General features: G+C 74.3%; 9 protein-coding genes. 5 read left to right on the top strand and 4 right to left on the bottom strand.

Annotation, left to right across the window (positions count from 1 at the left end; translation table 11 throughout):
- From B6R96_RS05625 to B6R96_RS05615, 3 genes are all read left to right on the top strand, one after another.
- On the top strand, positions 1-3267 hold the full coding sequence (locus tag B6R96_RS05625; protein WP_081521811.1) for a non-ribosomal peptide synthetase: 3267 nt from the start codon (positions 1-3) through the stop codon (positions 3265-3267).
- A gap of 145 nt (positions 3268-3412) precedes the next feature.
- The gene (locus B6R96_RS05620; RefSeq protein WP_081521810.1) at positions 3413-4954 is read left to right on the top strand and encodes an amino acid adenylation domain-containing protein; all 1542 of its coding nucleotides are present in this window, start codon (positions 3413-3415) and stop codon (positions 4952-4954) included.
- A 47-nt stretch (positions 4955-5001) separates the two neighbouring features.
- A complete protein-coding gene (locus B6R96_RS05615) occupies positions 5002-6303 on the top strand; it encodes an MFS transporter (protein WP_199829342.1) in 1302 nt (433 codons plus the stop codon).
- On the opposite strand, the gene B6R96_RS05610 is transcribed toward B6R96_RS05615, so the two are convergent.
- Entirely contained in the window at positions 6297-6524 is a 228-nt protein-coding gene (locus B6R96_RS05610; protein ID WP_030388977.1) for a response regulator transcription factor, read from the bottom strand. The two genes, B6R96_RS05615 and B6R96_RS05610, sit on opposite strands and share 7 nt — an antisense overlap.
- A gap of 244 nt (positions 6525-6768) precedes the next feature.
- On the opposite strand from B6R96_RS05610, the gene B6R96_RS05605 reads away from it, so the two are divergent.
- A complete protein-coding gene (locus tag B6R96_RS05605; protein ID WP_081521809.1) occupies positions 6769-7830 on the top strand; it encodes a response regulator transcription factor in 1062 nt (353 codons plus the stop codon).
- A gap of 104 nt (positions 7831-7934) precedes the next feature.
- The gene (locus tag B6R96_RS05600) at positions 7935-8450 is read left to right on the top strand and encodes a hypothetical protein (RefSeq protein WP_159396288.1); all 516 of its coding nucleotides are present in this window, start codon (positions 7935-7937) and stop codon (positions 8448-8450) included.
- A 107-nt stretch (positions 8451-8557) separates the two neighbouring features.
- On the opposite strand, the gene B6R96_RS05595 is transcribed toward B6R96_RS05600, so the two are convergent.
- From B6R96_RS05595 to B6R96_RS05585, 3 genes are all read right to left on the bottom strand, one after another.
- Positions 8558-8809 (bottom strand): hypothetical protein, encoded by a 252-nt coding sequence (locus B6R96_RS05595; RefSeq protein ID WP_053169753.1) that lies wholly within the window; start codon positions 8807-8809, stop codon positions 8558-8560.
- Positions 8810-8978: 169 nt separating this feature from the next.
- A complete protein-coding gene (locus B6R96_RS05590) occupies positions 8979-10331 on the bottom strand; it encodes an MFS transporter (protein WP_081521807.1) in 1353 nt (450 codons plus the stop codon).
- A gap of 85 nt (positions 10332-10416) precedes the next feature.
- Positions 10417-10617: an MbtH family protein gene (locus tag B6R96_RS05585; RefSeq protein ID WP_237291334.1), complete on the bottom strand. Its 201-nt coding sequence runs from the start codon at positions 10615-10617 to the stop codon at positions 10417-10419.
- Positions 10618-10673: the final 56 nt, after the last annotated feature.

The following is a 10673-nucleotide window of genomic DNA, read 5'->3' as shown; positions in this document are numbered from 1 at the left end:
ATGAACCACCCGCCGTCCACGCCCGCTCCCACACCCGCTCTCACCGCCGCGCCCACCCCCGCTCCCGCCGCCCGCTCGCTGGTCGAGGACGTCCTGCCGCTCTCCCCGCTCCAGGACGGCATCCTCTTCCACGCCCTCTTCGACGAGGACGAACGCGACGTCTACGTGGCCCAGTTGATCCTCGACCTCGACGGCCCCCTCGACCCGGACCGGCTGCGCGCCGCCGCCGACACCGTCCTGGAACGGCACGCCAACCTGCGCGCCGGCTTCCTGCGCCGCGCCACCGGCGAACCCGCCCAGGTCGTCCGGCGCGGCGTACGGACCCCCTGGCAGGAGGTGGACCTGACCGGGCTCGACGCGATCGAGCGCGCCGCCGCCGTCGACACCCTCCTCGCCGAGGACCGGGCCACCCGCTTCGACCTCGCCCGGCCTCCGCTGCTGCGCTTCACCCTCATCCGCACCGGCGCGCTCTCCCACCGGCTGCTGCTGACCTACCACCACATCCTGATGGACGGCTGGTCCTGGCCGGTCCTGGTGCGCGAACTCCTCGCCCTGCACCACGCCGACGACGCGCCGCTGGGCCCGGTCACCCCGTACTCCGCCTTCCTGAGCCGGCTCCACGGCCGCGACACCCTCGCCGCCCAGGACGCCTGGACCCGCGCGCTCGACGGCCTCGCGGGCGGCACCCGCACCGCGCCCGTGTCCCCGCCGCCCGGCACGGTCCTGCCCGACCGCGTCGAGACGTACCTCCCCGCATCCCTGACCGAGCGGCTGGGCGCCCTCGCGCGCGCCCACCGGATCACCTCCGGGACCCTCCTCCAGGGCGCCTGGGCGCTGCTGCTCGGCCGCCAGATCCGCTCCGAGGACGTGGTCTTCGGCGCCATCGTCAGCGGCCGCGACCCCGAACTGCCCGGCGTCGCCGACATCGTGGGCCTGTGCATCAACACCGTGCCGGTCCGCGTCCGCATCGATCCCGCCGAGTCGCTCGTCGCACTGTTCGAGCGGCTCCAGGACGAGCAGGCACGGCTGATCGACCACCACCACCTGGGACTGGTCGAGATCCAGCGGCTCGCCGGAGCGGGGGAGCTCTTCGACTCCTGCGTCGCCTTCCAGAACTATCCGGTGGACGCGGCCGGCCTCGCCGCCCTCGGCGCGGGCGGGCTCGAGGTCACCGGAGTCGACCCCCACGACGCCGCCCACTACCCGCTCTCGCTGACCGCGATCCCCGGCGACCGGCTGCGCCTGCAGATCGACTACCGGCCGGACGTCTTCGAACGGGACACCGCCCAGGCCCTGCTGGAACGCCTCGCCCGGCTCCTCCAAGCCGTCGCCGACGACCCGTCGTGCCCGGTGGGTACCGTGGACCTGCTCTCCCCGGCCGAACGCCACCGCGTCCTGGTCGAATGGAACGACACCGCCTGCGACGAGCAGTACGCGGAGGTCGTCGAGCGGGTACGCCAACAGGCCGAGCGCCGCCCCGAAGCCGTCGCCACCACCGACGACACCGGCCGCGAGCTGAGCTACGCGGCCCTCGTCGCCCGCGCCGACGCCCTCTCCCTGGCCCTGCTCGCCGACGGGGTCCGCCCCGGCGACCTGGTCGCCGTACTCAGCGAGCCCACCGCCCGCGTCCCCGTCGCGATGCTCGGCATCCTCGGCTCCGGAGCGGCGTACGTCCCCCTCGACCCCGAGGGCCCGGTCACCCGTACCGCCGACCTCCTCGCGAGCGGCGGGATCGCCCGGCTGCTCGCCGCCCCCGAACAGCGCGCCCGCGCCGAGGAGATCGCCGCCGCCGTCCCCGGCGGGCTGCCCGTCCTCGTGATCGACGACGCGGCCGCCGCCCCGGGCGAGCGGCCGGCACCGGCCGGCGGTCCCGACGCCCTCGCCTACGTCTGCTTCACCTCCGGCTCCACCGGCAAGCCCAAGGGCGCCATGGTCCACCGCCGGGGCATGAACAACCACCTCCTGGCCAAGGTCGAGGACCTCACCCTCGACGAGGGCGACCGCGTGGTGATGAACGCCCCGCTGACCTTCGACATCTCCGTGTGGCAGATGCTCGCCCCGCTGATCACCGGCGGACAGGTCCACCTCGTCTCCCGGGACACCGCCCGCGACCCCGCCGCCCTCTTCGGCGACGCCGCCCACCGGGGGATCACCGTTCTGGAGACCGTGCCGTCCTTCGTCCGCGCCGCCGTCGACCTGTGGGACACCGGGGTGCGCCCGCCGGCCCTGCCCGACCTGCGCTGGTTCATCGTCAACGGCGAGGTGCTGCCGCCCGAACTGTGCACCCGCTGGTACGCGCGCCACCCGCAGGCCGCGATCGTCAACGCCTACGGCCTCACCGAGTGCTCCGACGACAACACCCACGCCTTCATCCGGCCCGACGTGCACGCCCAGCTGGAACACGGCCGGCTGCCCGTCGGCCGCCCGCTGCGCAACAACACCCTCTACCTGCTGGACGCCGCGCTCGCGCCCGTACCGCCCGGCGTGCCCGGCGAGCTCTTCATCGGCGGCACCGGCGTGGGCCCCGGATACCTGCGCGACCCCCGCCGCAGCAGCGAGCGCTACGTCCCCGACCCCTTCAGTGCCGAGCCGGGCAGCCGCATGTACCGCACCGGCGACCTCGCCCGGATGCGGGCCGACGGCCAACTCGACTTCCTCGGGCGCCAGGACCACCAGGTCAAGGTCCGCGGCAACCGCATCGAACTCGGCGAGGTGGAGACCGCGCTGCGCGCCGTGCCCGGCGTGGGCGAGGCCGTCGTCGCCGTCGACCGGGACCACGCGGGCCAGCAGCGGCTCGTCTGCTACTTCACCGGAACGCCCACCGCCGAGGAGGTCCGCACGGAACTGGGCCGCAACCTGCCCAACTACATGGTCCCGTCGCTCTTCCTGCACCTGCCGCACTTCCCCCTGACCGTCAACGGCAAGCTCGACCGCAAGGCGCTTCCCGACCCGGCCACCGTGCACCGCCCGGTCGGCCGGCTGCCCTCGACCCCCGAGGAGAAGGCGGTCTGCGAGATCTTCGCTTCCGTCCTCGGCCTCCAGGAGGCGGGCATGGACGACGACTTCTTCTCCCACGGCGGCCACTCCCTCCTCGCCACCCGGCTGACCGGCCGCATCGGCACCGAGCTCGGGGTACACCTGGGCATCCGCGACCTCTTCGAGACGCCCACCCCGGCGGGCATCTCCGCCCGCCTGGCCGAGGCCGCGACCGCCCCCGCCGCCCCCGCCCGCCCCGCCCTGCGCCCCCGCTCCCGCGACGGGGCCTGACCGCACCCGACCGGGCCCGGTCGCACCCGACGGGGCCCGGCCGCGTCCCGACCGGGCCCGGTCGCACCCGACGGCGCCTGACCGCACCCGACCGGGCCGTGCCCCCGCGAAGAGCCCGCCCGCACCCCCAGGAGACACCACCACCATGAGCCCCACCGAGACCACCCCCGTGCCCCTGCGCATCGCGCACCGGGCCCGGATCGCACCCGAGGCCACCGCGGTCCGCGCAGCCGAGGGCGAGCTGACCTACCGCCAGTTCGACCGGCGGGCCCGGGCGGTGGCCGAGGAGCTGCGCGCCGCCGGCGCCGGACCGGAGGACACCGTGCTCCTGGGGGTGCGCCGGGGCATCCACTGGGCGGTGGGGCTGCTGGGCATCTGGTACGCGGGCGCGGCCGCCCTCCTCGTGGACCTCGACGCCCCCGACGAGCGGCTGCGCACCCTGCTGGAGGCCGCCGGCACCCGGCACGCCGTCGCCCCGGACACGTACGCGGCCGCGATGCTGCAACGCCGCACCGGACGCGCGTTGTTCTGGGCCTCCACGACCAGCGCCGCCCCCACGGCGGCGGCCGAACCGCCCGCCGGCATCGCCCCGGGCTCCCTCGCCTACGTGCTCTTCACCTCCGGCTCCACCGGGCTGCCCAAGCCCGTCGCGGTCGGCCACGCCGGACTCGCCGCGCAGGTCCGCACCCTGGCCGAGCGCTACGCGCTGACCGCCGAGGACGCGGTGCTGCAGTTCGCGGCCCCGGCCTTCGACGTCTGCCTGGAGGAGGCGCTGCCCACCTGGTGCACGGGCGGCACGGCGGTCTTCGTCACCGACAACGTCCTCTCGCCCGCCGAACTGGAGCCGTTCCTCGCCGAACAGCGGATCGGCGTCGTCAACCTGCCCACCCCCTACTGGACGCAGTGGGCCAAGGACCTGGAGCGCACCCCGCGGGCCCTGCCGGGCACCCTGCGCCGCGTGGTGATCGGCAGCGACGCGGGCCGGACCGCGGACCTGGTGAACTGGGCGGCCGCCGGCCACCCCCCGGTGGTCAGCTGCTACGGCCTCACCGAGTCCACGATCACCGCCACCTCCTACGAGCCCGGACCGGCGGAACTGGCCGGCTTCGCGGGCGACGAACTGATCCCGCTCGGCGAACCGCTGGCGGGCGTACGCGCCTACGTCCTCGACGAGGAGCTGCGCGAGGCGCCCCCCGGCGCCCCGGGCGAGCTGTACCTGGCGGGCTCCTGCCTGGCCCGCGGCTACCACGGCCGGCCGGCGCTGACCTCCGAGCGGTTCGTCGCCGACCCGTTCGCCGGCGTCCCGGGCGAGCGCATGTACCGCACGGGCGACCGGGTCACGCGGGCCCCCGGCGGCCCGCTCGTCTTCCTCGGGCGCGCCGACGACCAGGTCAAGATCCGCGGCCACCGCGTCGAACTCAAGGAGGTGGAGGCGGCCGTGGCCGCCCACCCGGACGTGGTGGACGTGGTCGCCCGCGCCGTCGCGGCGGCCGACGGACCGCAGCTGGCCGCCTGGGCCGCCGTCACCCCCGGCAGCGACCTGACCCCGGACGCCCTGCGCCGTCACCTTCTGGCCAAGGTGCCCGGATACCTGGTGCCGGCCGCCGTGACACTGATGGAGCGGCTGCCGCGGACCCCCGGCGGCAAGCTCGACCCGCGGGCGCTTCCCGCGCCCGCCCCCCGATGAACCAGCGACCCGCGGACCCCGTCCGCACCCAGACAAGGAACGCACCCGTGTCCGTCACCACCGACGAGCCCACCGATTCCGAGCAGAGCGTGCAGCGCCGCCGGCGCAGGGACTTCCGCCTCTTCATGTCCTCGCACATCTGCAACGAGCTGGGCGGCAGCATCACCTACGTCGCCCTCCCGCTGATGGCGGTGCTCACCCTGGACGCCTCGGCGATGCAGGCGGGCCTGCTGGCCGCCGCGGAACACGCGGCCTTCCTGGTACTGGGCCTGCCGGCGGGGGCCTGGGTCGACCGGATGCGCAGGCGCCGCGTGATGATGGCCGCCGACCTGGCGCGCACCGTCCTGCTGACGGCGCTGCCGGTGGCCTACCTGCTCGACCTGCACTCGATGCCGCTGCTGTACGCGGTCGCCCTGCTGCTGGGCTGCGCCCGGCTGTTCGGTGACGTGGCAGACCAGAGCTACCTGCCGACGCTCATCGGCAAGGACACCCTGATCGCGGGCAACTCGAAGCTGGAGACGGTGCGGTCGGGCGCGGAGTTCGCCGGCCCCGGTATCGCCGGCTTCCTGGTGCAACTGCTCGGCGCCGCCGGGACGCTGGCCGGCCAAGCCGTCACCTCGCTGGTCTCCGTGGTGCTGCTGGGGCGGATCGGCGCCCGCGAGGAGAAGCCCGAGCCCGCCCCCCGCCGCCACCTGCTGCGGGACATCCGCGAGGGGCTGGGCTACGTCCTGGGCCACCGCATCCTGCGGCTCATCGCCCTCAACACCGCCGCCGTGAACCTGTTCCTCAGTGCGGTGATGGCCATCGAGGTGCTCTTCCTGACCCGGACCGTGGGGCTGCCGCCCGCGGCCGTCGGCTGGGTGTTGACGACGGCCACGATCGGTTCGGTGCTCGCGGCGACGGTCGCCGACCGGGTGACCCGGGCCGTCGGCGCGGCCCGGCTCACGTGGCTGTCCCTCCTGGTGACCATGCCCTTCGGGCTCCTGCTCCCGCTCGCCGACAAGGACTGGAGGATCGGCCTGTTCGTCCTGGGCTCGTTCGTCCAGTCGGCCGGTGTCACCCTCTACAACATCTGCCAGGTCACCTACCGGCAGACCGTCTGCCCGCCGCACCTGCTCGGCCGGATGACCGCCACGATGCGCTTCCTCGTGTGGGGCGTCCTGCCGCTGAGCGGTCTGCTGGCGGGGCTCCTCGGTGAACTGCTGGGCGTGCGGAACGCGCTGTGGCTGTGCGCCGCGGCCCTGTCGGTGGCCCCGCTGGTCCTGCTGTGCTCCCCGCTGCGCCGGATGCGCGAGTTCGAGGACGCGGCCCCGGGTGCCGGGGCCACGGCCGGGCGACCGGCTCAGTAGCCCAGCCGGAAGGCGATGTGGGTGAGCTGGGTCCGGTTCACCGCACCGGTCTTGCTGCGCAGCCGCCGCAGGTACGTGTCGACCGTGTGCGGGCTCAGCCCCATCCGGCAGGCGATCATCCGGTACGTGTGCCCCTGCGCGAGGTAGGCGAGGACCTCCTGCTCGCGGGGGGTCAGGGCGGGCAGTTCCGGTGCGGGGGCGGTGAGGGTGCTGTCCAGCATGTGGGGCTCCGGATTCCGGATCGATGGTGAAGGGGAGCGGCGGGGCGCCACCCCGGGCGACGGTGCGATCACGCTGTGTGTGATCGCACCGTTTCGGTCGTCCCGGGTCCTGAAGTGGCCGGATGCCCGCCGCTGTTCGTCCCGCTCAGCCTTTCGTGCTGCATATCCTGGCGCCAGGGGGCGGGCACCTCACCAAGGTGCCTGGCAGCAAAGCGACCCGGGGTGAAAAGTGCAAAGTGGGGCAATGCAAACATCTGATGTGGTGCCGGATCCGAAGAATGCCGATGTTGACATCGATGTCTACGGCTGGGTGCTCGAACACCGCACGGTGGACGTGGACGCGGTGGCCGCCGGTACGGGGCGCGACCCGGACGAGGTCCGCGGCAGCGTGGCGCGTCTACGCGCGTCACGCCTGCTGCACGTGAGCCCGGTGGACCCGTCGGTCGCCTTCGCGGTGGCCCCCGACACCGCGGCCGAGCAGCTCGTCGCGCCCCTGGAGGCGCAGATCCGTGACCAGCAGCGGGAGATCAGCGGGATCCGCGAGGACCTCGGGCGTTTCCTGCCGCACTACTTGGGCCGCCGCTCCACGGGGGAGTCGCTGGAGGTCCTGGAGAGCCTGGAGGACGTGCGCGGGGCACTGAACCGGGCCTCGCTCAACTGCACCACCGAGATGCTCAGCTCGCAGCCCGGGGGCGGCAGCAGGGTGCCGGAGGCGATGCAGGAGGCGCTGCGGCGGGACGAGACGATGCTCCAGCGGGGCATCTCGATCCGCACCCTCTACCACCACACGGCCCGGTTCAACGGGCCGAGCCAGGCCTATGTCGCGGCCACGTCCGTCCTGGGGGCGCAGTACCGCACGGCGCACGAACTCTTCGGCCGGCTCATCGCCTTCGACCGGGAACTGGCCTTCATTCCGGTCGCCGACGGCAGCTGGGGCGCCGTGGTGATCCGCGAGCCCTCGACCGTCGCCTACCTGTGCAACATCTTCGACCAGACCTGGGACCTGGCCTCGCCCTTCTCGGCCGCGGCCGGCCAGGGGCTGGAGGAGGTCGCCCGGGAGATCCATGAAACGATCATCCGGTTGCTCGCGGCCGGGCTGAAGGACGAGGCCATCGCCCGGCGCCTGGGCATGTCGCTGCGCACGGCCCGGCGCCACATCGCCGACATCATGCAGGAGCTCGGTGCGGGCAGTCGCTTCCAGGCGGGTGTGGCGGCCGCCGCGCGCGGCCTGCTGGACCGGGGCGCCGAGGCCGAGCAGGCGGCCGAGGCCGTGGCGGGGGCGGACGGCACGGTAGCGCCCTCCTGACCTCGGTGTCACGCGTTCTCGTGGCTGTCGCAGGTGGCGGGCGTGTCGCATGCTGCTGGGATGGGAGCTGTCGAGTCGCCGAACAAGAGGGGCACGTAATGGACATGACGGACGCAGGCTGCGAGCGGGGGACCCCGCACCTGCGGGAGATCGTCCTGTTCCTCTCGGTCCACTTGGACCGGGCACCGGGTGTGCTGTGGCCCGAGTACGACAATCCGGCGTTCGGCGACGCCGACGACGCCGACGACGCGGGCGCGCTCCCGGCGGAGGGCGGTGTACGGCCGGCCCAGGCGGACCGGTTCACCGCCGAACTGGGCGCCCTGACCGGCCTGTCCGTCCGGCTGGACCGGGTGGAGACGCCCGGATCCACCCAGGGCGGGGGCGCCGACGCCGTCTGGACCGCGCAGCCCGAGGGCCGGGAGCACCTCCTGGTCCACCAGATCGCCGGCGCCGTGACCTGGCAGCTGACGGGGACCGGTGAGAGCGGCCGGCCGGAGTCCTTCCAGTGCCGGCTGCTGCCGGGCGAGTTGCTGTACGTACCGGCGGGCTGGTCGCGCCGGTACATCGACGCGCAGGGAGCCCAGTACGCCGTCGTCTGCCTCGGCCCCCGGGGCGGCTGAGGGCGGCCGCGCCGCGGCGGGCGGGCAGGACGGCAAAAGGGGGGAGGGAGGATCGCGACGGCGATCCTCCCTCCCCCCTTTCGGCAGGCCCTGACGGGCCGGCCGGGTCAGCCGCCCCAGGAGCTGTCGGCCGTGTCGCGGTTGCGGTGGCCGAGCGTGCCCGTCCCGATCGTGACCACCCGTCCGTCGGCCGTCACGATCTGGCGCGTCGTCGGGGCCGTGGTGGTGTTCTCCCCGCCGGTGGTGGTCGTCGCGGTGGTCGTGGCCGAGGTGTCGTCGGCGGCCTGCGCGACGCCGGCCGCGGGCAGCAGCAGGGCGGACGCGGTCACGGACAGGGCGATGACATAACGCTTGAGCATGGGATCCCCAGGAAGACGAGCGGTCTGGTGTGGGCGCGGAGTGCTTCGTGGGCCGTCCGCGCCGGTCGGTGCAGGACCAACCTTGCCGTGCCCCGGGCGCTCCGGCGGCCGATCCGACAGCTCATCAAGCTGCCTGGCCCGATGGTGAGGGGCCGCAAAAATGGACGAACTATGCCTGTTCGGTCAGGATTTTGGCCCCCGATGCGGCCGGTGCGTCGTGCGCGCGCCCGGCCGGCTCCTTCGAAGCCTCCGCGATCCCCGAAGTCCCCGCGCCGCTGCGGGCGTCGAGCCCCCGCCACACCGGGAAGACCAGCGGCGCCAGAGTGACCGCGAGGTACAGCGCCCCCGTACCCAGCAGCGCCGCCACCAGCCCCGAGGCGTCGAGGACCAGCCCCGCACCCAGCATGCCCAGCGGGGTCGCCGCCAGCGCGGCGGCCACCAGCAGGCCGAACACCCGCCCCCGCACCTCCTCGGGCACCCGCTCGTAGGCCACCGACATCATCAGCGGCCCCACCACCCCCGACCCGATACCGGACACGGCCAGCACCGCCAGCAGCACCGGCACCCGCGGCTCGGCCGCCAGTACCGCACAGCGCACCGCCCCGACCAGGACGAAGGCCCCGACGAAGACCGCGCGCCGCGGCAGCCGGTGGCCCGCCCAGCCGTACAGGGCCGCCCCGAGCAGGGCGCCCGCCCCCATCGCCGTGATCATCGCCCCGAACAGGGCGCTGCTGCGCAGCACCTGGGTTCCGTAGGCCGGGTAGAGGACCCCGTTCAGCGCCCCGTCCAGGGCGTTGGTCAGCATCAAGACCCCCACCATCGCCCCCAGGAGCCGGTCCCGGCGCAACTGCGCCAGCCCGAAACGCAGTTCCCCGGCGTACGAGCCGCCCGGCGCCCCGTCGGCCGGACGGGACCGCGGCACCACCGCAACCAGGGCAGCCACCAGCAGGGCGCACAGCGCCATCGCCGCCATGTCCGCGTACAGGGTGCGTACGGGGCCGGCGGTCGCGATGAGCAGACCGGCCAGCGGAGCCCCCGCCATCATGCCGATCCGGCGGGCCCCCTCGACGCATCCGGTGGCCCGCTCCGCCGTCACCCCGGCGCGCTGCATCGCAGCGGGCAGCAGCAGCTGCTTGGAGGTGTCGGACGGCCCGCGGGCCGCCCCCACCAGGAAGACCAAGGCGGTCAGGACGGGCAGGTTCAGGGCGTCCCAGGCGTGCAGGAGCGGGATCAGGCTGATCGCCGCGGCCGTCAGCAGGTCCGCCCCCACGCTCGTCGCGCGTACCGGCAGCCGGTCGACCACCGGACCCGCGAGCACGGCGGAACACAGCAGGCCCAGCACCTCGGCGGTGGCGACGAGCCCCGTCCGGGTGCCGCTGCCGGTGCTGTGCAGGACGAACCAGGGCACGGCGACCAGGGTCGCCGCCATGCCGAGCGAGGAGATCCCGGAGGCCGCCACCAGGGCGGCCAGCGGGGTGAGGCGGCGCGACGATGCGGAGCCGCCCGGATACGAGCCGGTCATAGGGGTTCCTTCCGGCACCGCCGCGCCGCCCCGGCGGCCCGCGATGCGGACCGCCGGAGCGGCGTGGTGCCCGGGGATCGTCGGGTCAGCCGGCCATGTTCATGCGGAGGCTGAGCGGGCGCATGTCGGTCCACACCCGCTCGATGTGCTCCAGGCACGCCTCCTTGGTGCCGCGCACGCCCTGGTCGTGCCAGCCCAGCGGGACGGGCCGGCCGGCCTCCCAGAGGGAGCACTGCTCCTCGTCGTTGGCCACGACCAGGTACTGCTGCGGGGACGCGTCGTTCACGGTGTTCTCCAGGACGGATCGGTGATGCGGAAGGGCCATCGGGGTGGGTGGAGTGG

Source organism: Streptomyces sp. Sge12, from assembly GCF_002080455.1.
In the GTDB taxonomy this organism is placed as follows: domain Bacteria; phylum Actinomycetota; class Actinomycetes; order Streptomycetales; family Streptomycetaceae; genus Streptomyces.
This window is presented reverse-complemented; position numbering and strand designations above follow the sequence as displayed.

Coding starts and splice junctions, on each gene's coding strand:
- B6R96_RS05625 (WP_081521811.1), top strand. CDS start 1: ATGAACCACCCGCCGTCCACGCCCGCTCCCACACCCGCTCTCACCGCC.
- B6R96_RS05620 (WP_081521810.1), top strand. CDS start 3,413: ATGAGCCCCACCGAGACCACCCCCGTGCCCCTGCGCATCGCGCACCGG.
- B6R96_RS05610 (WP_030388977.1), bottom strand. CDS start 6,524: ATGCTGGACAGCACCCTCACCGCCCCCGCACCGGAACTGCCCGCCCTG.
- B6R96_RS05605 (WP_081521809.1), top strand. CDS start 6,769: ATGCAAACATCTGATGTGGTGCCGGATCCGAAGAATGCCGATGTTGAC.
- B6R96_RS05600 (WP_159396288.1), top strand. CDS start 7,935: ATGACGGACGCAGGCTGCGAGCGGGGGACCCCGCACCTGCGGGAGATC.
- B6R96_RS05595 (WP_053169753.1), bottom strand. CDS start 8,809: ATGCTCAAGCGTTATGTCATCGCCCTGTCCGTGACCGCGTCCGCCCTG.
- B6R96_RS05590 (WP_081521807.1), bottom strand. CDS start 10,331: ATGACCGGCTCGTATCCGGGCGGCTCCGCATCGTCGCGCCGCCTCACC.